General features: G+C 39.7%; 25 protein-coding genes. All 25 read right to left on the reverse strand.

Annotation, left to right across the window (positions count from 1 at the left end; translation table 11 throughout):
• Positions 1 to 11: 11 nt before the first annotated feature.
• Complete coding sequence (locus tag J4E76_RS14875; RefSeq protein WP_208505495.1) at positions 12 to 1,205, reverse strand: glycosyltransferase; 1,194 nt, start codon at positions 1,203 to 1,205, stop codon at positions 12 to 14.
• The gene (locus J4E76_RS14880) at positions 1,202 to 1,918 is read right to left on the reverse strand and encodes a WbqC family protein (protein ID WP_370592812.1); all 717 of its coding nucleotides are present in this window, start codon (positions 1,916 to 1,918) and stop codon (positions 1,202 to 1,204) included. Before J4E76_RS14880 ends, J4E76_RS14875 begins: the two co-directional genes overlap by 4 nt.
• A complete protein-coding gene (locus tag J4E76_RS14885) occupies positions 1,887 to 2,837 on the reverse strand; it encodes a sulfotransferase (RefSeq protein ID WP_208505499.1) in 951 nt (316 codons plus the stop codon). The genes J4E76_RS14880 and J4E76_RS14885 overlap by 32 nt, the downstream gene beginning before the upstream one ends.
• 5 nt (positions 2,838 to 2,842) lie before the next feature.
• Positions 2,843 to 3,886: a DegT/DnrJ/EryC1/StrS family aminotransferase gene (locus J4E76_RS14890; protein ID WP_208505501.1), complete on the reverse strand. Its 1,044-nt coding sequence runs from the start codon at positions 3,884 to 3,886 to the stop codon at positions 2,843 to 2,845.
• Complete coding sequence (locus J4E76_RS14895) at positions 3,879 to 4,592, reverse strand: polysaccharide deacetylase family protein (RefSeq protein WP_208505502.1); 714 nt, start codon at positions 4,590 to 4,592, stop codon at positions 3,879 to 3,881. Before J4E76_RS14895 ends, J4E76_RS14890 begins: the two co-directional genes overlap by 8 nt.
• Before the next feature lie 3 nt (positions 4,593 to 4,595).
• On the reverse strand, positions 4,596 to 5,360 hold the full coding sequence (locus tag J4E76_RS14900; RefSeq protein WP_208505504.1) for an AglZ/HisF2 family acetamidino modification protein: 765 nt from the start codon (positions 5,358 to 5,360) through the stop codon (positions 4,596 to 4,598).
• A 3-nt stretch (positions 5,361 to 5,363) separates the two neighbouring features.
• A complete protein-coding gene (gene hisH / locus J4E76_RS14905; protein WP_208505506.1) occupies positions 5,364 to 5,987 on the reverse strand; it encodes an imidazole glycerol phosphate synthase subunit HisH in 624 nt (207 codons plus the stop codon).
• The gene (locus tag J4E76_RS14910; protein WP_208505508.1) at positions 5,987 to 7,177 is read right to left on the reverse strand and encodes an N-acetyl sugar amidotransferase; all 1,191 of its coding nucleotides are present in this window, start codon (positions 7,175 to 7,177) and stop codon (positions 5,987 to 5,989) included. Before J4E76_RS14910 ends, hisH begins: the two co-directional genes overlap by 1 nt.
• 16 nt (positions 7,178 to 7,193) lie before the next feature.
• A complete protein-coding gene (locus J4E76_RS14915) occupies positions 7,194 to 8,546 on the reverse strand; it encodes a long-chain fatty acid--CoA ligase (protein WP_208505510.1) in 1,353 nt (450 codons plus the stop codon).
• A 10-nt stretch (positions 8,547 to 8,556) separates the two neighbouring features.
• Complete coding sequence (locus J4E76_RS14920; RefSeq protein WP_208505512.1) at positions 8,557 to 9,561, reverse strand: 3-oxoacyl-ACP synthase III family protein; 1,005 nt, start codon at positions 9,559 to 9,561, stop codon at positions 8,557 to 8,559.
• Positions 9,558 to 10,172 carry an MBL fold metallo-hydrolase gene (locus tag J4E76_RS14925; RefSeq protein WP_208505514.1) on the reverse strand — a complete coding sequence of 205 codons (615 nt, stop codon included), beginning with the start codon at positions 10,170 to 10,172 and terminating at the stop codon, positions 9,558 to 9,560. Before J4E76_RS14925 ends, J4E76_RS14920 begins: the two co-directional genes overlap by 4 nt.
• A complete protein-coding gene (locus J4E76_RS14930; protein WP_236017481.1) occupies positions 10,172 to 10,864 on the reverse strand; it encodes an SDR family NAD(P)-dependent oxidoreductase in 693 nt (230 codons plus the stop codon). Before J4E76_RS14930 ends, J4E76_RS14925 begins: the two co-directional genes overlap by 1 nt.
• Before the next feature lie 12 nt (positions 10,865 to 10,876).
• The gene (locus J4E76_RS14935; protein WP_208505518.1) at positions 10,877 to 11,167 is read right to left on the reverse strand and encodes a hypothetical protein; all 291 of its coding nucleotides are present in this window, start codon (positions 11,165 to 11,167) and stop codon (positions 10,877 to 10,879) included.
• Positions 11,168 to 11,170: 3 nt separating this feature from the next.
• Positions 11,171 to 11,881: a hypothetical protein gene (locus tag J4E76_RS14940; RefSeq protein ID WP_208505520.1), complete on the reverse strand. Its 711-nt coding sequence runs from the start codon at positions 11,879 to 11,881 to the stop codon at positions 11,171 to 11,173.
• On the reverse strand, positions 11,878 to 13,776 hold the full coding sequence (gene asnB, locus J4E76_RS14945; RefSeq protein ID WP_208505522.1) for an asparagine synthase (glutamine-hydrolyzing): 1,899 nt from the start codon (positions 13,774 to 13,776) through the stop codon (positions 11,878 to 11,880). Before asnB ends, J4E76_RS14940 begins: the two co-directional genes overlap by 4 nt.
• A gap of 11 nt (positions 13,777 to 13,787) precedes the next feature.
• Complete coding sequence (locus tag J4E76_RS14950) at positions 13,788 to 14,930, reverse strand: DegT/DnrJ/EryC1/StrS aminotransferase family protein (protein ID WP_236017482.1); 1,143 nt, start codon at positions 14,928 to 14,930, stop codon at positions 13,788 to 13,790.
• A complete protein-coding gene (locus J4E76_RS14955; protein ID WP_208505524.1) occupies positions 14,927 to 15,916 on the reverse strand; it encodes an NAD-dependent epimerase/dehydratase family protein in 990 nt (329 codons plus the stop codon). Before J4E76_RS14955 ends, J4E76_RS14950 begins: the two co-directional genes overlap by 4 nt.
• A 40-nt stretch (positions 15,917 to 15,956) precedes the next feature.
• Positions 15,957 to 17,054, reverse strand: a complete 1,098-nt coding sequence (locus J4E76_RS14960) for a Wzz/FepE/Etk N-terminal domain-containing protein (protein ID WP_208505526.1) — start codon at positions 17,052 to 17,054, stop codon at positions 15,957 to 15,959.
• Positions 17,055 to 17,063: 9 nt separating this feature from the next.
• Positions 17,064 to 18,035: a Gfo/Idh/MocA family protein gene (locus J4E76_RS14965; RefSeq protein ID WP_208505528.1), complete on the reverse strand. Its 972-nt coding sequence runs from the start codon at positions 18,033 to 18,035 to the stop codon at positions 17,064 to 17,066.
• A complete protein-coding gene (locus J4E76_RS14970; RefSeq protein ID WP_208505530.1) occupies positions 18,035 to 18,604 on the reverse strand; it encodes an acyltransferase in 570 nt (189 codons plus the stop codon). Before J4E76_RS14970 ends, J4E76_RS14965 begins: the two co-directional genes overlap by 1 nt.
• Positions 18,605 to 18,729: 125 nt before the next feature.
• Complete coding sequence (cysQ, locus tag J4E76_RS14975; protein ID WP_208505532.1) at positions 18,730 to 19,500, reverse strand: 3'(2'),5'-bisphosphate nucleotidase CysQ; 771 nt, start codon at positions 19,498 to 19,500, stop codon at positions 18,730 to 18,732.
• 2 nt (positions 19,501 to 19,502) lie between these two features.
• Positions 19,503 to 20,765, reverse strand: a complete 1,263-nt coding sequence (locus J4E76_RS14980) for a sulfate adenylyltransferase subunit 1 (RefSeq protein WP_236017484.1) — start codon at positions 20,763 to 20,765, stop codon at positions 19,503 to 19,505.
• The gene (gene cysD, locus J4E76_RS14985) at positions 20,765 to 21,670 is read right to left on the reverse strand and encodes a sulfate adenylyltransferase subunit CysD (protein ID WP_208505553.1); all 906 of its coding nucleotides are present in this window, start codon (positions 21,668 to 21,670) and stop codon (positions 20,765 to 20,767) included. The genes J4E76_RS14980 and cysD overlap by 1 nt, the downstream gene beginning before the upstream one ends.
• On the reverse strand, positions 21,657 to 22,511 hold the full coding sequence (gene cysC / locus J4E76_RS14990) for an adenylyl-sulfate kinase (RefSeq protein ID WP_255552100.1): 855 nt from the start codon (positions 22,509 to 22,511) through the stop codon (positions 21,657 to 21,659). Before cysC ends, cysD begins: the two co-directional genes overlap by 14 nt.
• A gap of 11 nt (positions 22,512 to 22,522) precedes the next feature.
• Positions 22,523 to 24,997 (reverse strand): SLBB domain-containing protein (locus tag J4E76_RS14995; protein ID WP_208505533.1); only part of this gene is annotated, 2,475 nt, incomplete at its 5' end.

Raw genomic sequence — 24,997 nt, forward strand, 5'->3', positions numbered from 1 at the left:
CGCCCCTCAACTTAACTTTTGTCATTCATCAAATCTTGACAAATAGTGAGATATCTCTTGATGACACCGACCCCTGCCTTGTTATCAAACCACTTTTTTGAGGTAACCCCTATCTGATCATACTTTTGAAAGTTGGCTAGATATTCCTCAAATTCATTTAGTATTTCATCTTCTTCAAGAATATCAATAAAAGGTGCCTTATAGTAATAATTATCTTCTTCTGAGACACATCCATGGGTGTTGGTGATGGTCGGAACTCCCATCGATATTGATTCCAATGAGGTGCCTCCTATTCCCACAACATTTTTCCTGCACTGATCAACGGCAAACGTAGCCTTCTTTAGCCCTGCCAGTATTTCTTTTCTAGGCATTTTGGGTACCCAACGAACACGGGCTTCAATTGAGAGCTCGGAAATGAGCGCTTTGGAATGATTGACATCTGGTCCATACTCAAAAAGCACCAGAAGGCCTGAAAGATCGGGATGAGAAGTCATCAACCGGGCAAAAGCCCTAATGGTTTTATCGTTTCTCTTATTGCCCCCATTTTCTGCACAGTCTGGTAATCCATGGCAGGTTTTCCAAACTTGTCTGGAATGATTGAACACAACAAAATCATAGGCATCAAGGAAATCCCATTTGTCTGTTTCATAAACTTCTTCAGTGAATACCATTGGAATCGCCAGGTTCACTCCAGATACACCCAGTTTTTTCAATGCGGTTCCAAAAATTGGATTACTATCATTCGCTATGATTATTCTAGATTTTTTTATAGATTTTCTCAGAATACGTTTGTAAGCAATGTCTCTCAACCACTCTTGAATTGAGTTATTTGCACGAAATGGCAAACGAAATAAATCTGAACCTGTTGGAATAAAAACATCTACAGGTAAATTCGCTCTATAGAGAAATGCCATGGAAAAACTACAGGCAAAGATGAGGTCATAATCTTTTAATTCGTTATAGATACCTGAAAGTACCTTTCTGTTATACAGGTTAACCCAGTTATAATCAGATGGAAACTTTAAAATATAATCTAGTTCTTTTACGTTTTGAAAAGTGTCATTCTCACATGAAAAATGTGCATTGGTAGAGTCAAGGGCAGTACTAGATGTTGTATATAGGTAAGCATCCACACCTTCATTCCTGAAATAACGAACCATCGAAAAGAAATTATTGTTCAAATTGTCGACAAACGCTACTTTCATTCTGCACCTTTTAAAACCTCCGACACCCCTGAAAAGCCGACATTCATTATGGCGTCAATGATTGATGCTCCTGCTATGAATTCATCAACGCGTCTTTGCGGATAAACGGGGTGTTCAAAATTGTTGTAAGCCAGATGAATATCGTTTTCCCTAAATAATTCATCTTTTTGATAACCGGCTGCTCCTCCTCCAGCCAAATATGTATCACCGCCAACTTTTTTTACCAAATCAACTAACAGCTCGGTAGAACTTTTTTCGCATTCTAAATCACTACTTAAAACGATGTCTTTCTTGATATTCAGCTCATTGAGCACTGACTTGATGAACTTTATATTTCGCCTGCAAACCAACGGCTCATCAGAATCAAAATATTCCTCAATCAATGGAAATGCATCATTAAAATACGGATGCTGGGCATAACTTTGCCTTATCCCTTTAACTTTTTTCCTGATTTCCTTTTTATTTTGTTGATTGATCACCATCTCGTTGATAGGTTGAGATAAGCGTCCGTCATCCGGCTTATTCAGTGATATTGCTAACCATGTGGGTTGAAAATTCAAAATAATTTTGACCCTTCTACACCAAAAAGCAGAATCTCTTGGGTTATTCTCAACATGGTCAAGAATAATCCAACAATCAGAATTATTGATCTTGTTAAAGAAACCCAACCATGGCATAAAATCAGGCTGATGTATTGTTACTATCTTGCTCATAAAAGCTATTCAACTCTTTGATAATCTTTTGACCAAAGTCATTTGACAAGTCTCTTTTTACACTCTTAAATGGTTGAGGTTCGTTCAATTGACGTATCGTATAACCTTTCTTTTTAGCTACTTCTATTATTTGGGTCAATATATCATTGGGCCTCTTCAATAAATCAGCAAAGTCGATATTGACAATTGAATCAGGATTGATCCATGTTAGGTTTCTCTGATACATCCTGTTCAAAAAATAAACCTGTCCCGCAATCTGTTTCTCAGGCGACAAAGTCTTAATCTGTTCGTAATCCTTACTTGGAGGATAAGAACCCCACCATATATTTAAATCATTAAATTTCTTTAATCGTGCCTGGGCTAATGACAAGGCTACCTGATCTAATGGTCTATTTATGCTGATGTAGATGGCTTTTGAAAAAAGCTGACAGAAGTTCTCCAAATGGTAACCGATTAATTCCAAAGGTTTATGAACCAGTGGCTTTTCCATGATATGTGACATCCCAAGTAATTCATTTCGTAGCCTGAACCAGTCAATCTTACCTGAGGCCAACTGAATATCATATTTTTCAATATCATCAATCTGCATCATTCTTTGCCAATACCATGAAAATTCATGAGGGTCAGAAATACTTTCAGTTTGCCCATGGTCAGAAGTATAGCTACTCATCTTTTGAGCTTTGCCAGCAAAGGCTTCCATAGCAAGTCGAGTACCTACCAGCGGAGTTCTCCAAAACTTTGCTATTAAATTGTTGGTGCAGCTCACATCAAGGTTATTGTAAATGACTTGTGTTAACAAAGTTGTACCTGACCTGGGAAGACCCAAAACAAAAATATTAGGAAAAACCTCTTCATAATCCTTGTAGAGACTATCCTCTAGGGATGTCAGAGACTCATTAAATTTTTCTAGAAAGTTCATCTCATTTATACAAGTTCCTTGATGATTTGATTTAACGTAGTCATCAAATAATCAAGGATGTTATCAGTGAGTTGATAGTGAAGGGGGATAGAGCAAGTGGTGTCTAAAATTCTTGAAGCATTTGGATAAGAGTTGCCTGGCTTGACTAACGCCATGAACTCTTTCGATACACCAATACCCGCCTTTAAGCATTTATTCATAAACAATTCTCTTTTCACTATCGAGTTGAATCTCAAAACGTATCTGCTTAGAGTCTTATTAGACAATGGCCCTAGCCTAGAGGCAACCTGACAATTAGCAAACAAGTCATCGTAAATCTCTATAATCTTAGAATTACGCAGAATGATCTTGTCTAAGTTTGCCATTGTGCCAAGGCCAAAGGCAGCATGAAGATTTGGCATCCTAATGTTATAGCGCGTTTCATCATCCACCGCTTCCTGGTGATCGTAATAGGTGATGTTTTTCAATTCCTGATAAATGCTTTCCTGTTTCACCAAGCTAGCTCCACCATCTATTGCGTTTAAAATCTTGGTTGGGTAAAATGAAAATACCTGAGCATCTGCAGAGGATTCCTTACCCATGGATGTCAGGTAAGACTGACATGCATCTTCAATAACTGGTACATCAAAAGATTTGAAAGACTCAATATCACTGGCTATCCCGAAATAGTTCGGAGATAAGATCGCATCAAAATTATACCTTAATTTAGCAACTGCAGTGACATCTAAGTTGCCAGTAGAAAGCTCTAAATCTCCATAGACAGGAAAATTGCCACTTGATTTAATCGCATTTGTTATCGCAAAGCATGTGGATAAGGCTGGCAGAAGGATTCTTTTACCATTAAGACCCATTGCTCTTAGGGAAGCCATTAAAGCAGAATGACCAGAATTACTCAAAGCCACATACTGCCTCTGAAATGTATTGCGCAATTCGGTTTTAAAGCCATCTAAATCCCGACCTACAACCAGTTCTCCTCGCTGAATGGCCAGATTTACATGGTGCTGTTGCTCCTTAAAAACAGGTACCGTAATTCGCGGAATACTATTCATAGAAGTGATGGTCAAAATAGGTGTCGGAATGTATCAGTAGGTGCACCAATTTATGACCATCTACGATATGTTCTTTGGGGCTTCTTTGATCCCCATCTACCTTTTCCCCTCTGTTATAGCATTTCCATTGAGTCCATTCTGAATCTGATATATAAAAACTTTCCTGAAAAAGATTGTATTGAGGTTCGTGATCGTAACCTTCATAAAGCAAACCGAATTCGGCAGGTTTTCTTTCTTTCCAAAAATCCAGGTTGTTAAATCCTGTCATGCCTCCATGAGAAGCCGCACTTTTCACTTCATAATCGAACATACTACCCAAAACTTTTAAGTCTCTTCTTAAGCATGTTTCGGGATCTTCATTCCAGATTTTTGACTGATCTATCACCTCAGAGTGATAGCCCAATTCATGTCCTTCATCTAAAAGTCTTTTCAGAATTTTATAATTCTCAAATGAAAAAGGGTTGTACTCTGGGGCATGCAACCTTACGAAAAAGGTGCCTTTTATCTGTAGGCGGTTATAAATGTCTAATAATCTGGATACTTTCTTGACGGAAAGATCTATATCAATTCTGTTTACAACTGTTTTCTTTGGTAGGTTTCCTTTTTGATGAACATAATTTTCACAGGTCATCACCGTATACCCGGCAGCCAACAGCGACTCATACTCTGACTCAAGGTTCTTCCATGTAAATCTAAAATCCGACATTAATCAGGTTGATAAAGCATTGAGTAATTCTTGTCTGTCAGGGAAATTTACCAACACACCCATATCCTTTTTTTGGTAGACTACCATGCTTCCCAAAGCAACAGCAGAAGCTCCTCCTTTCTTTACAACCTCTCTGACGTGATCGATGTTACCCGCACCTCCATGTGCTATTACAGGAATAGACACCGATTTTGTGACATTACGGGTCAATTCAACATCGAATCCTTCCCATGTACCTTCTGCATCAATAGAGGTTAACAAAATCTCTCCTGCCCCAGCCGATTCTAATTCCATGGCCCATTTTTCGGCTGTTAAAGTTGTTTTCCGCTGACCCGATTCAGAGTAAACAAGCTGCTTCCCCCTCCAATTCTTCTTTACATCAATAGAGACTACCACACTTTGTCTTCCAAAATGACCGGCCAGTCTTTCGATAAGCTTCAGGTCCTGGAAGTTGTGAGAATTCACCACAAGCTTTTCATAGCCCATGGCCAAAATCTCTTTCCCCATTTCGAAAGAGTTAATACCTCCACCATAAGAGAGTGGCATAAAACACTCATTGGCGAGGTGTTGCAGAACTTGAAAGTCTGGGGCCCTATTTTGCTTTGTGTTTCGAATGCCCAGCACACACATTTCATCTACCTCCAACTCGTTGAAAATTCTGGCAGTATTTATGAAATCTCCAATATAGCCTGGCTTTTTAAAGCAAACCGTCTTCACCAAATTCTCATTCAGCAGTTGTAAACATGGGATTACCCTTACTCTCAGCATGTTCTAAATTTCTGCAAAGTTCTTCAAAAGATGCATTCCGAATTTATGGCTTTTTTCAGGATGGAACTGACAGCCAATTATATTCTCATGAGCAATAGCACTATCAAAAGTCTGACCGTATTCCGTCTTGAGTATGCTATGCTTTTCGTTTTTTACCTGAACCTGAAAACTATGAACAAAATAAAAGCGAGGTTTTTCTCCTTCCAAAGCGAGACCATTGATGCCTTCTGTAATTCGATGAGAATTTGAAATCTCTACCTCGTTCCAACCCATATGTGGCACGGGGAGCTCAATTTCAGGGTTAAACCTATGAGTATATGCAGGAATCCAGCCTAGCCCTGGAAGCTCTCCCTCGTCACTGCCATAAGTCAACAATTGCATGCCCAGACATATACCCAAAACAGGTACTTTTTCATCCAGTGCCTTTTTATCCAACACTCTTTTTAGACCACTGTCATTGACCCTTTGCATAGCTGCATCAAATGCACCTACCCCAGGTAACAGTAACTTGGAAGCTGCTTCGATCTGATTTAGATTAGAAACTATCTGGGAGGCTACTCCTATTTTTTTAAACATGTTTAGGATAGAGCCCAGGTTGCCCATACCATAATCGACTATGGTAATCATCAGATTTCTGATTTGGAGGTATACTTGATATAAAAGCTCATTGGAACCAAACTGGCTTTGGCCAGAATGAAGAAAAGTGGTCTTAAACGTTCAAATCTTCGTTTATAAGTTGGGTAGTCTTTATAGGTCTTTCGTTCTCCTTTCATTATAGCCTCGTATTGAGCATCATTGTAACCCAATCTTTTTTTGAAGTAGTCAACTAGTCCATCTTCCAATTTTGGCTGGCTGGCATACTCCGCCAGTGCCTCTTCTTTTGTCTTAAGTTTAGCTCTAACCTCAGCAGATAATGAGTTGTTGCGCTGATCAATATTGAACTTCTGGGGAAAATATACTGAATGATTGAAGGCAGTCATTCTGTTTTCCAAATGGTGTCCTCCATAATATTGCCAGTCAAAGTTCTTTTCAAGATACTCACGGGCTCCTTTTTTATTATAAGGTATATACCACAACGGGCGAATTTTTCTAATCCTTTTGAAAACAGTCCATTTCATAAACGAGACAAAATTCATATTGGGAAATGTCTTCATTTTTAGCTCACCAAACTTTTTATGGACAGATTTGATGTATTTACCATCAACATAGGCAGAGCTCAATGGTGAAACACCTTCTGCCATAAAAGAGTGACCCTCAAACAAGTATTTAACGCCATACTTTGATGCTGCTCTGTAAAGCGTTTCTGCCAGAGCAATATCAGTTGGACCATCTATTTCGGGCACGTTGGCTTCAAAGAATGAACGAAAAATGTCGTCAGACTCCTTGTTATCAACCACATGTGTATAAAGGTCAACGTTTAGTTTTGAGGTGACTTTCCTTATGTTCTCTGTGGCTATGGCTGTATTCCAAGTATTATCATAGTGAACCGCCAAAGGCCTTAGCCCCCACTCTATTGCCTTAGCCACCAGATAGCAGGAATCTGTACCTCCGCTCAAGCCTACAATTACATCGTACTTTTTCCTTTTTCCAGCAGTCTTTATTTTATCAATAATTTCGAAAAAGCGTCTCTCACCTTCAGGAGTACCTGTATTATAGGATTCCTTAAGCTCATCAATCATTTCGCAGTAATTGCACTTACCCTGTTCATCAAATTTGATGGCCGGGATGGTTTCGTCATAAATACAATTAGAACAAACCTGATAATCATTGTCAATTATTATCTGCCCTTTGGTTTTATATTCAGTTGTGCTTGTCATTTCAAAGGAGTATGATTTAAGTTCTTTTTTTCTTCATTCTGGCACCAGTTAGTGATTGTTGAGAAATGTCAATCTTGACCGGTACTTTGAATGATTGAAGAGTTTTTTTGCAATGTGATTTAATCAATTTTATCAAATCTCTTCTCTCAATATTTTGCTTGGTGGCAACCACTTTTGCCGAAACTATGTTGCCCATAATCACATTTTTCTCTCCAAAGACAGTTACCTCTCCAACCTCGTCTAATTGTAATATTACATTTTCAACTTCCTGAGGATATACCTTTTCTCCGCCTACATTAATGATCTCTGATTTCCGGCCAAGTATTTTGTAGTACCCATCTTTCTCTAGTGCCATATCACCAGTTATGAAATACCCGTCATCAGTAAATGGGCTGGGAGCGTTTAAATAACCCAACATAGCCGAATCAGCCTTTATTTGTAAAATACCTTCAACAATTCTGAGGTCAAACCCTTCTCCACCTAGTTTAACCCATAAGGAATCGTCCTCCTTTGATTTTGACCTAAGTACTCCTAATTCAATAAGGCCATAAGTCTGAAGGAACTTTACATCAGGAAAAACCAATTTCGCCTGTCTCAGCGTATGTTCGGGCATTGGTTCTGTTCCATAGGTAATGAGCTTAAGACTGCTTAAATCGAACGACTTGTATGCTTCACTTAGCAAAAGTAGATTGAGAAATGAGGGTGAAACCGGCAGTAATTCTACTTTATGTTCTTTAATAAATCCACATATGGCCTCAGGTCTTCGGTTCTCAATGGTTAAAACTATACCTCCATTGGACAACGTATAAAATAGTGTATTAAGCCCTCCCCAATGATCAAAAAGCAAGAAATTTATTGTTCTTAAGCACTTTCTCTGAGTTTTGAATTTGAACAGTAACTTGGAAAAATCGTGTAGTGCAGCCTTTGGTTCACCAGATGTACCTGAAGAAAACAACAAAAGTCCTGCTGTATCACTGCCTTTTAATTCCTGATAGAGTGGGTGGCTATCTCCTGTCTCGTCCAGGCGTTCACAGGTAAACTCATCTGTTACAGGATCAATAAATATGGAGTGTTGAACTCCTGCAATGGCAAGTTTGCTATCTTTTTCTTCCTGCCCTATGGTCCTCATTAAGGGGACCACAATTGCATTTAATTCAATCAGGGTCAGCAAAATCGCAATACATCGAGGTGAATAATCTGCGATTAGTGCTACAACTTCTCCTGATGCAACGTTATTCGTGAGTATTGCTTCCTTTGTTTCCCGAATGAGATTACTTAACTCATTGTAGTTATAGTATTGATTTTGCCAAACAATGGCCGGCTCGTTTTCTTTTTCCTTGAACTTATTTAAAAGGAATTCAATTTTCATTATTCTTTACTTAATAGCGGAGAATTATGGAGCCCCATGAAAGGCCCACTCCAAATCCAGATATTAAAACAAGGTCCCCTCTTTCAAGTTTACCTCCATCTTCTGCATCTTTTATAAGAATTGGTATGGATGCAGAAACGGTGTTACCAACATATTTTAAGTTACTGTAAACTTTCGATTCTGGTAGTTTAAGTGCCTTAATTAAAGAATCCAATGTCAACTTACTGGCTTGATGGAATAGAAAAAGTTTGATGTCGGAGGACGTAAGCTCATTCTTTTTCAATATTTCCTTTATCTGCCTAGGCACAGCTGTTGCTATGAATTTCCAAACATTGAAACCGTTCATGTGAATATTTTCAAGGCTCCTGATGTTTCCACCAATCGTCTCCAGTTCCATGGAGGTTTCCTCTGATCTGGGTATTTTATGTCCACCAGCAGGAATAAAGAAAGACTCATATTCATTACCACAAGAGGCGAGGACTGTGTCCATAACGGCATTAGTCTTTCCCTTGCTAATCAAACTTACTGCTGCGGCATCGCTGAACAGAACCCGGGTGGACCTGTCTTTCTCTCCCATATATTTTGAATAGGTATCGGCAGTAATCAAAAGCACCTTATTGGCAACACCAGTAGAAATTAGTCCATTGATAATAGAAAGACCATATACATAACCCGAGCAAGCAAGGTTATAGTCAAAGGCCAGTACCTGATTGCATAAACCCAAATACTGCTGCATTAGAAAGGCGTTTGAAGGCATTATATGGTCCGGTGACTGTGTGCAAAAAACTATCCCGTCAACTTCATCTTTCAATGTGGGTTCTTTTTCAAATAGCTGGTCACATGCCCTTTTTGCCAAATCGAGGGCGGTTTCATCTTCGTTTGATACATGCCTGAGCATTACACCTGATTTGGCTGAAACCTTTTCAATGTCCCATTCAGGAAACTTGTCAGCTAAATCCTGGTTAGCGATTTTATTCGCAGGCAAATAGTACTCAATGTTATCAATCTTGATCATAACTCTTTACTTTGATCTATTTCGCTCACCATGAAAGAATTACCGTGTCCAGGATGAATTCGACATCCATTGAACTCATTTATCAATTTTCTGATGGAATTTTTGGATGCTGTTGGATCACTTTCAGGAAGGTCTGTTCTCCCTTCTTCCTGTTCAAAAATCAAATCACCACAGATAAGGTCATTTCCTACTTTAAAAGAAACACTTCCATTGGTGTGTCCGGGTGCATGAATCACCTCAATGGTCAACTCGCCTAATTCAAGGAGTGAGCAATTGTCCAAAAATTTATCGGTTTTCGGAATTTGGATAAAGACTTTACTACCCGACATCTTTCTATAGAAATTGGCTTGTCTGAGAAGTCTTTTGTCTGCAGAATGCATGTAGAAAGGGATATCATAATAATTCATCAATGGACAAATCGCACCAATATGGTCGAAGTGACCATGTGTTATCAATATTGCTAGAGGCTTTCGTCCGGTCTGATCTATTTGTAACCTCAGGCGCTCATAGTCATCTCCCGGATCAACGATTACGAGATCCTTGTCTCCATAGACGAGGTATGTATTTTCATCCCATTCACCAACGGTGATTTTTTCGATTTCAGTACTCATCAAACCCCTCCCAGGTAAATAATTTGACCAGTAACTGCATTACTTTCTTGGCTTAACAAGAAGTCGATGGTATTACTGATGTCTTCAAACCGTCCAAATTCACTAACAGCATTTCTGCTCAGTACTTCCTTCAATGCTTCTGGGTCTATTTGCTTGGACAGCTCTGTCTCAATGGCTGAAGGAGCTACAACATTGCAGGTAATTCCGAGGCGATGGACCTCTTTGGCCATTACCCTAGTAAAGGTGTTTATGGCTGCCTTAGAGGCTGAATAAATCGACTCCCCTTTCACTTCTAACTTCGAAGCCATGGAGCCTATATTAATTATCCTGCCAAAGGTATTTTTTGACATCAACTTGACAGCCATTTTTGACATCAAGACTGTAGAAACAAAATTGACTTCCATGGTTCTTAACACAGAGTCTTTTGTCAAGGCATATACCGGAGAAAGTGTAAGGTTAACAGCTGCGTTGTTTATCAGCACATCCAATTGATTGTATTCTTTCCTAATGGATCGAAACATATTTTGAACCGCTGGTTCATCGGAAACATCCAATTGGATGTGCTGATAATTGTCCGCAGAAAATATCGAATCATTTCGGCTACAACCAATTACCTTATTACCTTTTGAGCAATAGTATTCCACTAAGTAGCGTCCTATTCCTCTGCTGGTCCCTGTAATTAAGACAACCATTCTATGATTTCCTTACTTGCTAAGGAGTCTGACAATGTAATCTGATAATGTATCAACCGTCTTGAATGGGCTATCGGTCATCGACATAGCATTTTCATCGGCCAGCGTTAAATAGACACCTTTTTCATCTTCTATGAGTTCCTCTATTGCCGTGATGAGGTTTACAAGGCTCATAGAATCGAGCATGCTACCAGAACCAAAAAGAACAGCGGAGGCCTCTTTGGCTATTTTCTCGTCTTCTTCCAGGTCTTCGTTTAGCTCATCAATACATGAGTAAACAACCTTTAATGCAAATTCTTTCATTTTTTAATTGATTTTGTTCTGCTCCCAAATTTCCAGAATTTCTTCCTGGACTGGAACAGCACCTAGGTACTTAGATGGGTTACCAAATATAGTCATTCCAGGTTTTATTTTTCTGAAAACATTTGATGTCATACCTATTTTGGCACATGGCCCAATCTCCACATTTTCTGCAATAGTAGTACTTGATCCAATAAATGCATAAGCTCCTATTTTCACACCAGTTGTCAGAGTGATATTCGAGCCGAGCATTGCCCCTTGCCCAATCAGATTTTCAACGGCAATGACGCAATTTGCAGAGATGATTACGAATGGTTTTAGCGTAGCAAAACTAAAAACAACAGATCCATAATGGATAATGCAGCCATTTCCAACGGAGGCTGTAGAAAACACCTTGGCCGAAGGGTGAATCAAAGTTTGAAATCGAGAAGAATCTAATCTGAGTCTCTTTATAAGATTATGTCTTAAACTCAAGGTTTTGTGAGAACCTATGGCCATAACAAATTTCACATCAGTAGCATATTCTTCAACCTTTTCCAGAGGTCCAATGACCTTAACCCCATTGAATACCTCACCCCATAAGGACTCATTGTCATCTACTATCCCTACTATATTAAAATTCTCCCGGCCTGACTGGTTGATGTCCAGAATTAGATCATAAACTTCCCAGTAGGCATAGCCTGATCCAATTATTACTAAGTTGGTTGTAGTCTTCAAACTTTTTGATTGTCAAGGAATATTCTGCACCACCATTCAAAACTCATAAATGACCAAATGAGCAGCCTGTGATTGACTTTCTGGTGCATGTGCTCATCTATCATTTTCTTCATGTAATCGGGATTGATGAATTCCGAGCTGACTGTTCTTTTATTTAGTAAAAGTTCTTTGACATACTCTGCATTTTCTCCTCTGTACCAACTCTCATCCGGAGCCGAAAAACCCTGTTTCTGACGATTAATTATCTTCTCAGGGATGAAGCCTTGCATCGCTTTTCGCAAGACATTCTTCCCGTCATTGTATGAGCGATAGGACATTTTCTTTTTTGTCTCGGCTGTAGCATTCTCATCTATCCGCTCAATTTCGGCCTGTAGATTCCCCAATTTATACTTGACTGGTATCTTCATGGCAAAATCCACAAGGTCATTGTCCATAAACGGAAACCGCTCTTCAAGACCATTCGCCATGGAAAGTTTGTCCCCAACCATGAATAGCCCTGGTAAGAATGTCTTAATCTCAAAATAAAGAGAGTTTTGAATATGCTCTTCTGGGCTTGAATACTTTAGTTGTTCATTAAAAAGAAAAACATTCTCAAACGTCTTACGCGGTCGATCAATATCAATCTGGCTCATAACAGAATTCTGAAACAAATCATTTTTTGATTTATCAGGTACCAATCGTTGCCAAAAATCATAGTACTGATGAAAAAACTGTTTTTGACTAATAGAATCAAATACTTTATAATAACGCCAAGGATAACCTCCATAAAGCTCATCTCCTCCAGTCCCTTGCAGGCAAACTTTGACAAATTTAGAAGCCAGGCGTGAGATGTAGTAATTAGGGTAGGACATACCGACTCTCAAATCTTCGAGGTGATAGACCACTTTTGGCAATGACCACCGAAGGTCACCTGCATTCATTACCTGTTCATAATGCTCTGTTTTAAAGTAATTCGCCATGAGTTCTGCATCTCTTCTCTCATCATAGTTTGCTTCAACCCCAGTAACTTCACTCATATCAAAACCACATGTAAATGTGGATAAGCGCGGCACATGGGAAGAAGCTATGGCTGTGATTGACCCTGAATCCATCCCTCCGGATAAATAACTACCGACCGGAACATCAGAAACCATTTGTTTAGCAACGGATAATTTGAAGAGCCTCTCAGTTTCATCTTTCGCCTCCTCAAATGTCATTTTTTCATCCGGTTTGGTGAAGTCATAATCCCACCATGAATAGTGCTTAACATGTGTGGAATCTGAAGTGACCTTTACAGTGTTGGCCGGGGGTAGCAGCGTTACTCCTTCAAAAAGACTTTGGTAACTAAATAGGTTTTGAAATGTAAAATATTCGTTTAGAGCCGATACATTCAATCCTACTTTAAAATCTCTATGTGGGAAGAAGGATTTTATCTCCGATCCAAATAGCAGTGTCTTACCTCCAAACCAATAGTACAGAGGTTTGACGCCAAACCTGTCGCGAGATAAATACAGGGCTTTCTCTTCATTGTCCCAAGCGCCTACTGCAAACATTCCATTGAGACGCTCAAAAAACGAAGGCCCATATGCAGACAATCCCTCAACAATAACTTCTGTATCAGTTTTAGTATTAAACAGATGGCCTTTGGCCTTAAGTTCTTCTCTTAAGGTTTGAAAGTTATAAATACATCCATTAAACGTAATCGTCCAACGTAAATTCTTTGACGTCATCGGTTGGGCCCCACGTTCGGATACATCAAGAATTGCCAACCTCCTATGTCCTAACCCAATATTTTCCTTAACAAAAACACCCTCACCATCAGGGCCTCTATGGGCAAGGCTATCAACCATTTTCTCAAGCTCTCCCTGAAACACTGGCTGCCGATTAAGATTGAATATTCCGGTTATACCGCACATATTAGGAGTTTTTAGATAGACTTTAGGCACTCGACAACATACTGATAATCCTCAGCGCTCATCCTATTATGTAATGGGATCGCCATTGAACAGTTGTTGGCTAGCTCAGCACCAGGAAAATCGGAGGCCTTGTGCCCGTACCTTTCCTTGTAAAAACCGAGCATATGCACTGCATGTGTACCGGGCCTTGTTGAAATACCCATGGACTGCAGTTTTTCCATGATCTCATTTCTAGAATAAGGTGATTTTGACTCGTCAACCATGGTCACATAGGACTGCCAACCATGTTCAAAGTCAGCACCATAATCAGGTAATGTCAACCAATCCAGCTCTTTCAATTCCTGATTATAGAAAACTGCCCATTTTCTTCTTTCCTCAATAAGGGTATCAAGTTTTTTAATCTGAACACATCCAACTGCCCCTTGCAAGTCTGTCATTCTGTAGTTGAACCCAATCATGTTGAAGTCGGGTAGTATATAAGGTTTAGGGCCATGGTGACGTTGTTCTTCCGAAACGGATGCACCGTGGTTTCTTAGCATTCCGAGCTTCTCTCCGTGAACCGGATCATTGGTGGTGAGCATTCCGCCCTCACCCGTAGTTACGGATTTACGTGGGTGGAAGGAGAAACAGCCTATATCTCCTAGGCTTCCGGCTGGTTTGCCCCTAAGGCCTGCTCCTGAAGCACAGGCGGCATCCTCAACAATAGCAACGCCTGGCGCAATTTCTCTGATTAGATCGACATCTGCGCAGAGTCCAAAGAGATGAACGGCCATGATGGCTTTGGTTTTACCTGTTATTTTTTTCTTTAAATCATTAGGATCAATATTGAAAGTCTTTGGGTCAATGTCGCAGAAAACTACTTTCGCTCCCTGATATAAAACCACATTGGCTGTAGAAACCCATGTAAAAGCTGGTACCACTACTTCGTCACCTGGGCCTACTCCCAGGCTCACCAAGGCCAGATGAAGGGCCGTTGTAGCACTGGTTACAGCCAATGCATTATTTACCCGATGCCTTTCAGCAAATAGGTCTTCAAATTCTCTGACCTTTGGGCCGGCAGTTATCCAGCCAGTCATCAATGGCTCTTTTACGGCTTCCCATTCCTCTTCACCAGTAACTGGTAGGGAAATGGCTATGTTTCTTTTCTTTATCATCTCTTTTCGTCTACTCCAGTCTCGATTCTCCAATCAATCAGCTTCTGTAGCCCTTCTCGTAATTCAAAATGATATTTGAAGCCAATTTCTTTTTCAGCCTTAACTTTGGACCCAATACGGTTTTGAACGAGGGCTCTGGCGTCATCTTCAGAGTAGGGCTTGTAGATCACCTTCAGGTCCGATTGTTTCAGGTCAAGAATAGTATCACAGAGTTCCTTTATAGAAGTTTGAATCTCTGTACCCACGTTATACATCCCGAATTCCTGATCGCTTAAGAGTGCATCCACATTACATTTGGCAACATCTTCAACATAAATAAAATCATAAGCCTGACTTCCATCACCATTGATGATAGGTGATTCGTTGGCTTCTATTTTATTAAGCATGATCGGGACTACTCCTGTATACGCTGCGGTCTGGTCTTGATGAGGCCCATAAACATTCATGTACCTAAGGCCAATGACTGACAAATTATACCGATCATTGAACGCGGTTGCCATGGCTTCACCGGCAATTTTTGAGGCACCATAGAAATTTTTATTGTTAAAGGGGTGCGACTCGGTCATGGGTAGCTCTACCGCATCGCCATATACCGAAGCAGATGATGACCAGATGAGTTTTTTTATGTTGTTGTTAACGCAGGCCTCCAGCACATTGAAAGTGCCCGCAATGTTTACATCAAATGCCGTTCTGGGGTAGTCTTTGCAATGCAACAACCACATTGCGGCAAGACTAATTACATAGTCTTTCCCTTTCATGGCTTCATTCAATATGTCTATTTCACGTATATCCCCTCCTATTGGAAAAAGAGAACATCGCGGGTCTTGTAGTGGCTCATCGAGATATTCTTTTTGACCACGAGCGAAATTGTCGTAAACAACCACCTCGCCTACTTCGTGTTTAAGTAACTCTTTTACAACAAAACTTCCGATAAAACCAGCGCCTCCTATTACAAGGACTTTGGCATCAATCAATTTAGAACTCATAGTATATTTTGGGTTAAAAAAACAGGTACGAGATAAAAGCTTATGAGGCTTGTGCTTTTCCTTCCTGATCGCTCAAATACATTTTAACAAAGATTATTAAAGCACTTAGGAAGAGCCCTAAGAACAAGAATCCCATAACAATTATCTTACGTTTTGGCTTACTTGGAACTACTGGGACCACAACAGGTTCAAGTACTTTAAATACAAGAGAGTTTTCCTCCAGTTGAATAGCGGTTTCTTCTCTTTGTTGGCTTAACGAATTAACAAGGTTGAATGCTAGGTTAAATTCAGATTGCAAGTTATCCAGTTCTGTTCGGGCTCGATTGTTTAGAGCACCAATATTTCTATCTCTGAACTCTGCAAGTTGTTGCTGTCTGTTTCTAAAATCATTTTGTTTTTTCTCAAGCTGTTTCTCTATGAAATCAAGCTTCCTCTTTACCTGAGAGGATTTATAGGACTTGAGGAAATTATTCAAATATTCATAAGTGAAAATGACCATTTGCGCACTAATCTGAGCATCCTGATGGTAGGAAAAAATAGTAGTAATACCAGTATCTTCATTAAAATTGACAGCAATTTTACTCATCAAATTATCTAAAAAGACTCTGTCTTCAACCGTTAACTTGAGAATTTCATTGTCATGTGCAATTGCTTCTGTTATCGATGAGTTATTATTTGCCGAGGTATTTTTCTTTGAAAACAGTTGCCCTACGAGCTTTAGAATATTCGATGGTAAGCCCAGAACCCGAGAAAGCGGTGCCGTTTTGGCATGTTCAGCTTGATATTCCAGCAGTTTAATAGAGTCTTTGTTCAGAGGAAAATAAAATTCTTTATCATTCAATGCCATGAGAAATGGAGTGGAACGAATAATATCGAAATAAACCTCAGGATTTAATTCTCCTCCCTCCGAACGACCTAGGTTGACTCCAGCTATTCCAGCCAAGCTACCCAACCTTCCAAGTCCATTTCCACTGCCAGATTGTTCAATTGCCAATAATTGAATTTTTGAGCTCCACACTCGTGGCGTAGTCATAGCAATAAAAATGCCCAAAAGAATACATAAAGAGGTCACAATGATTACCAACTTCCTCTTTTCTTTTATGAGATTCAGAAAAGCTTTCAAACTCAAATTGCCCATACTATTCAGTTAAAATTTAGCAAATGGATGATGACTTAAAGGATCACGTGCTAGTGGGTGATAGTCTCCCTTCAGACCTATTGGTTGAGTGTTTCGAATATTATGAACAACCTCTATTGACCGTCTTGTCTCCTCTATTCCAAAACCATGCCCGCTTAAAACCCTTTCATATGAAGTCGTATGAAGGTCCGTGAAACCTTCGCTAAATTCTACTTCTTCATCTTCAATCTTAATAGACCTGAAAGTTCTTTGCCCACGTTCCCGAACATCAGTCGGTAACAGTTCTTCATTAATGGATAAAAACCACCTAACTCGAGCCTTCTCTAATTCAAGATACCCAGCAGCCCTGTCGTGTTCATGTAAATGTACCTGATTTAATTTCGCCTCACCAAAAATCCATATTAGCATATCGAAGAAGTGAACTCCAATATTCGTTGCTATGCCCCCCGATTTTTTGACATCACCTTTCCAAGAGGTGTAATACCAGTGCCCTCTTGAAGTAAGATAGGTGAGATCTATTTCAAAAACCTTATCCTTGGGAGCCTTATCAATTCTTTGCTTCAAAGCAATAATGCTTGGATGAACTCTCAATTGAAGAATATTCCAAATTCTTTGACTAGTGCTCTCTTGAATTTTGCTGAGTGAATCAATATTCCAAGGGTTTAGAACAAGTGGCTTTTCACATATGGCATCTGAACCAACACGTAATGCCATGCGAATATGTGCGTCATGCAGATAGTTGGGAGTACAGATGCTGGTATAGTCAAGGGATGTACCCCGTTCATACCTTAATTTTTCAAGATGTCTATCAAATCTCTCAAACTCAACAAAAAAATCCGCATTTGGGAAGAAGGAATCCATTATCCCTACACTGTCGAATGGATCCAAAGCAGCCACCAGATTATTTCCTGTTTCTTTTATAGCCTTGAGATGACGTGGAGCTATGTACCCTGAGGCTCCAATTAATGCAAAGTTCTTCACTAAATTTTATTCACAACGTTATCTGATAAAAGATACTTCTCTCCTGACTCTGAGCAACTTGCTTCTCCATTCAAGTCAAAGTCTAAGCGATGCCCATATTCACTAATCCACCCAACTTGTCTACCAGGATTTCCAATGACTAGTGCATAAGGTAATACTTCTTTGGTAACTACAGTACCAGCTCCAATGAATGCATATTCACCTATATCATGTCCGCATACTATAGTGGCATTGGCACCTATTGAAGCTCCCTTTTTCACAAGTGTGTTAAGATATTGACCCCTCCGGTTGACGGCACTTCTAGGGTTAATTACATTCGTAAATACCATGGAGGGCCCCAGGAAGACATCATCTTCACATGTCACCCCTGTATAGATGCTAACATTATTTTGAACCTTAACATTATTACCAAGCTTGACATTGGGACTGACTACAACATTTTGACCAATATTACACAGTTTACCAATAGTACATCCGGTCATTATGTGAGAAAAATGCCAAATTTTTGTTCCACTGCCTATTTGAGCACCCTCATCTACTATTGCCGTTTCATGTATAAATGATGACATCTGAAATCTTAATTGATTATCGAAATAACTATAATTTTGCTAAAAACCGACACATATACATACTCGTAAGCTTTAACCAAAATAGACTCAAACAGTCTAATTTGTACTAATTACCTTATAAAGAGTTACAACTCAGCCCTGAAATGCGGATTTAACAAATTGACTTTGTTATAGACTAAAGGCTCACCACTAGGATTAGTAACTCTTCCACCTAATTCCAACAATATAGCATGAGCCGCAGCCGTATCCCATTCCATAGTCGGAGCAAACCTAGGATATACATCAGCCATTCCTTCGGCAATCATCATGAATTTTAGAGAGCTTCCCATACTAACAATCTCCGGTTCAACTAGTTGGTTCAGAAAAGCCTGAGTATCAATATTCAGATGGGATCTCGAGGCCACAACCCTTAAACTAGGTTTTAAAAAATCCGACTCTTTTCCTCTTGCAAGTTTTGATATGTTAGAGCCTATTGCCAAGGTTACACCTAATCCCTTAGCACCAGTATAGAGTTTGTCTAAGACTGGAGCGTAAACTACTCCGAGGATAGGCTCATTTCTCCTAATCAGAGCTATATTCACTGTGAACTCTCCGTTCCGTTTAATAAACTCCTTGGTGCCATCAAGGGGGTCTACTATCCAAAGATACTCCCAACCCTTACGCTCATCGTAAGTTATGTCCCTACCTTCTTCACTCAACACGGGAATTCCCGTGGAATTCAAAAAGGACATAATCACATTATGAGCCGCCTTATCTGCCTTTGTTAGAGGAGAATTGTCACCTTTAAGTGCTACTTCAAAATCATCCGAATTATATATATCCATAATCTTCAGACCAGCAAGTAGACTCGCTTCTTTAGCTATTTTCGATAACCTCGAAAGTTCGTCTTTCCCCATTATCAAATGATCATACCGGCTGCAACAGTCTCGTTAGTAGCATCATCTACCAAGATTATAGAGCCTGTAGACCTATTTTTCCTATAAGCGTCTTTCATCAAAGGCTTAGTTGTCCTAATCGACACTCTCAATATATCATTCATTCCGAACTCTAAATCTTCTTCATTGCGATGCAGTGTGTTAATATCCAACTTATAGTGAACCTTACTAATCATAGCCTTGACTTCATTACATGCATGCATTAGCGTGAACTTTGCTCTTGGCATTGGTCCATTATTATTAAACCAACAAAGCATTATATCTATCTCTTGACTTACATCAGGTCGGTTATGAGCTCGTACTATCATATCTCCTCGCCCCAAGTCAATGTCATCTTCCAGTGTAATAGTTACTGACATAGGCGCAAATGCCTCATCAACTTCACCATTCATGGTATGGATGCCTTGTATCTTGGAGGTAAAGCCTGAAGGCAATACTGCAACTTCATCGCCCTTCTTGAAAACACCACCTGCCACACGACCTGCGTACCCTCTAAAATCATGGTACCGATCTTGTTTAGGCCTTATAACAGTTTGTACAGGGAAACGACAATCAATATGGTTTTGATCACTGCCAATATGAATGTTTTCTAGCGTATAAAGCAGAGTCGCTCCCTCATACCAACCCATCTTTTCAGACTTATTTACGACATTATCTCCTTTCAAAGCACTAATGGGTATAAACCTGATATCCTGAACATCAAGTTTGGAAGCAAAAGACTCATATTGAGCCCTGATTTTCTCAAACACTTCTTCATTATAATCAACTAAGTCCATCTTATTAATGCAAACTACCAGATGCGGAATCTTCAAAAGAGAGGCGATAAAACTATGGCGGCAGGTCTGTTCTACAACTCCATGGCGAGCGTCAACTAGAATAAGTGCAAGATTTGCGGTGGACGCTCCAGTGACCATATTCCTCGTATATTGGATATGTCCAGGAGTATCAGCAATTATAAATTTCCTTTTTGGGGTAGCAAAATACCTATAGGCAACGTCAATTGTTATTCCCTGTTCTCTTTCGTCTTTCAAACCGTCAGTAAGAAGGGCCAAATCTGTATGGTCCAAACCTCTTTTCTTACTTGAGTTTTCAACCTGATCAAGTTGATCTTCAAAAATGGACTTACTATCGTAAAGCAGTCTCCCGATAAGGGTGCTCTTACCATCATCTACACTTCCAGCAGTTGTGAAGCGGAGGAGCTCCATATCTAAATAAGTATTGTCCATTAAAAGTATCCCTCTTTTTTACGATCCTCCATTGCTGTTTCTGATCGTTTGTCATCTGCACGGTTTCCTCTTTCTGTTTGTCGAGCTGCAGCTACTTCTGCTACAATTTTCTCCAAAGTATCAGCATTAGATTCATCTCCACCAGTAATAGTGATATCACCAAGTGTCCGAAACCTAACCTTTTTGTTCACTACCTGCTCACCTTCTCTAAGAGTTATAAATTCAGAATTTGGCAACCAAGTACCTGCTCTTTTAATCACATCTCTGTGATGCGCAATGTATAGAGAGGGTATCGCAATATTCTCCGAGAGGATATATTGCCATACATCCATTTCTGTCCAGTTACTAATTGGAAACACTCGGAAATGCTCTCCAAAATTCTTCTTACCATTGAAGATGTTCCAAAGCTCCGGACGTTGGTTTTTAGGGTTCCACTGACCAAAGTCATCACGGTGAGAAAAGAATCTCTCCTTAGCTCTTGCTTTTTCTTCATCTCTTCTGGCTCCACCCATCAAAGAATCAAAACCATTCTCTTCGATTGCATCTAGAAGGGTTGTTATTTGAAGCCAGTTCCTGGACGCATCTCTGCCCGTCTCTTCTCTTACCCTGCCCTGATCGATAGACTTCTGAACTGAGGCTACAACCAAATCAACTTCAAGGTTGCTCACAAGGTCGTCTCTGAACTTAATTGTCTCTGGAAAATTATGACCAGTATCAATATGAACGAGAGGGAAAGGCACTTTCGCAGGCCAAAAAGCCTTTCTTGCCAAATGAGTGACTACAATAGAATCCTTGCCTCCGGAAAACAGTATTCCTGGCTTCTCGAATTGAGCGAAAACTTCACGAATCACATAGATGGCTTCTGATTCAAGCTCTTTTAGATGAGTCAAATTATACCTCGACATTCGTTTCTTCACCAATTTTTGGTTCAACATAGTTCAGCAGCTTAGATAGAAGTATTTTCGCATCAACTTCTGCCGTTTTTAAAACAATATCAGCATTCTCAGGCCTTTCGAACGGAGAATCAATACCAGTAAAGTTCTTAATCTTACCCTCTCTTGCCTTTTTATAGAGCCCTTTTACATCTCTCTCCTCACAAACCTCCAATGGACAATCTACGAAAACTTCGACATAATTTTCCTTCCCAACAAGCTCTCGAACTAAGTCTCTATCATGAGCAAAAGGAGAAACAAAGGCTGAAAGCACAATAATTCCAGAATCTAAAAACAACCTAGACACCTCACCAATTCTTCTAATATTTTCCACCCTGTCATCTTCGGTAAAGGCAAGATCTTCGCATAAACCACTACGAATATTATCGCCATCTAGAAGATACGTTTTATAGCCGCTAGCATGCAATTCAGATTCTAGCAAATTGGCCATGGTCGACTTACCAGAACCTGAAAGACCCGTAAACCATATGAGAAGGGGCTTCTGTTTTAAAAGTGATTGTCTTTTTTTACTGTCTATCTTGAAGTTCTGATGAATGATATTCTGCGAAACCTTCTCTGCCCTTTCTTGCCTATTTTTTCTCTCCTTTCTTCGATCAAGTCCAAAGTTGACTTTATACCAAACCCTTTCATGGAAATAGTAAAGAACCATTTTAGTCACAACTTCGGCCGCTCCTATTTTAAACCCAGTCATAGGATTCCCTGAAATAAGCCAAGCCAGAATCACTGTATCTACAGTTCCCACGGCACGCCAAGTAATTGTTTTTGCTAAGTGTCTTACTCTACTATCGGCCATTATGAAATAGTCTACCTATTGCTCAATCTGTCCACAACCAATGCCAATGTGGCAACAGATCCAACGGCAGTAATAATGGCCTGAAAATTAACCGCCTGTCTTTCAGGCTTCCTACTTACAAAAATTGTAGAGCCAGGTTCAATTTTTGGATACTTTTTAAAAAATAAAAACCTTTTCACGCCTACTCGAGCTCCATTTGGATATTGAACGTAGCTTCTAGATTTTTTTGCACTTACCAAGAATCCTCCAGACTTATGGATGTAATCTTTGAAACTATATTCAGCATCATAGCGCAGATTTAAAGGAGAAGTGACTTCTCCGGCTACTCGAACCGTTTCCAATTTACCAGGTATTGAAATTATATCACCTGACTTTACTATAAAGTCATACTTGGAACCTGGAGATTCAAGAATCTTATGTAAATCCATTGCAACTGGTTCCTTTTCCTTAATGACTATATTCTTTATTAATGAATCCTGTTTGGTAATGTCCTCAATTAAATCTCTCTTAAACTTTCCACCAACTCTGTCATAACCAGAATCAATTCTCCCTTTACCACCTATTTTATTCAATCTTTCAATCAGTCGATCCTGACTACTGCTCTTTAGTTTACTCTCATCATTTAAGACTTTCTGTCTCAGTTGTTGTAGATATTTTTGACTGATCTCATCATTGGATTTATCATCAGAGAACTCAGTCCTCCTTATCAAAATTGCACCTTGAGGAAATGCATATTGGGTAAGCCCCTCGGCTCTCTTTAAGATGTCAGAAATACGCTCATCCTTTCTACTAATAGTATATAATCCAGGTGCCACGACTTCCCCCTCAATTGTAACCTGTTGTTGGACATCGTAGCCTGGTGACTTCCTTATATAGACTTGATCGAAAGGCTGTAGTTCAATTTCTTGTTCGCTGTTCCGAATGGATAAATCTTTATCTATCGACAACCGAATTATTTCAGCCCTTGAGCTTGAAGTGCTGTTTTTGTTTCTTCTAGAGATTTCAATTAGGGCGCCTGATGCAGATTCTCTTAACCCTTTTGCCAAAATCACTAAATCCTTCACAGTCATTTGGTTAAAGAAAGGCCAAACACCTTCTTCTTGAACTTCTCCAGAAATTTGAACAAAAGACTCTTCCCTCAAATCATATATGGAAGTAATTCTTAAGACATCCTCTCTAAGCAATGGAACATCCGAAATAGTGCCATCCATCAGCTTCTCCAAGTCCAATGGAATAGTGTTTTGTGAAAAGTCCTCATCCGTTCTGTAAATAGTAGCCCTAGTTAAAAAGGCATCACCCCTCAATCCACCAGCCTTCTCAATAAGTCTTTTGACACTCAAACCCTCTGTCAATTGGTATTCTCCTGTTCGAAACACTGCTCCATCTATAATCACACGATTTGAAAATCGATCGAGAATTGCACCTACTTCAATTAAATCACCATCTACTGGCTTAAATTGATCAAATTCATCCGACTGAATGTCAATTATTTCTCGCTCTCGTTCACCTCTCCTCTTAACGGTAACTGTAGATTTAAAGGCATTACTTGTAAAGCCACCAGCATAAGCCAACAAATCTCGAAGATTCTGTCCCTTACTAATCTCGAAAAAACCAGGCCTCTTAACCTCACCCACTAGTTCAACCCTTGTATTAAATGGTTTTACAATAATTACATCTCCATTTTTTAAACGCATATCACCAGACCTAATGCCATCGGTTAGGAAAGAATAAACGTCAACTGAACTGATTAATTTATTGTTTCTTATCAAACGAATATCGCGAAATGTACCCTTTTCACTGGGGCCACCTGCAGCATGTAAAGCTGTATATATCGTAGCCAACGATGGTAAAGCATAAGCGCTCGGTTTGGCTACATTCCCTACAACATTAACATTGATTGTACGAATGTTACCAAGGCTGACCTGATAGAATATTGTCGGAGGCTTGCCATTTTGGGGCTTCAGGCCACTATTAATCTCACTCAACCTATCAATAATTTTTTTAGAGGCAACTTCTATGGATAGCCCGTTCACGTAAATAGGGCTTAAGTTGTTTGGTCTGATAGTTCCTTCTAGAGAAACCTCAAACTCCATATACTGTTGTGTAGCGCCCCACAAATCTACAATCAAAACATCTTGCGGACCCAATTCATAGTTTGCTGGTGTCGGCAAATTTAGGTTGGGGGTAAAATATATCGTCTGCTTTTGGAATAAATCAAAACCAAAAATTCTTTTTTGCAACTCAGAAAGATTAGGACTCTGCTGTCCTGATAATGAATTGAAGATATCGCCCTGTGTAATGGTCTGAGCAGATCTACTTGTAGACCTCCCTCCGGTCAAGTTGACGTTTGTCTTTGCCGTTCTGGCTCTTATAGTTTCAATTCTAGCTCTCAGTTTTGAGATTTCACTTTCCGAAACTCCCTGCTGTCTCGCTAAGTCCTCCAGTTGTGATTGGGTCAAACCTCGCTCTTCGGCCTGACGAATATA

Source organism: Roseivirga sp. E12, from assembly GCF_017592825.1.
Lineage (GTDB): Bacteria > Bacteroidota > Bacteroidia > Cytophagales > Cyclobacteriaceae > Roseivirga.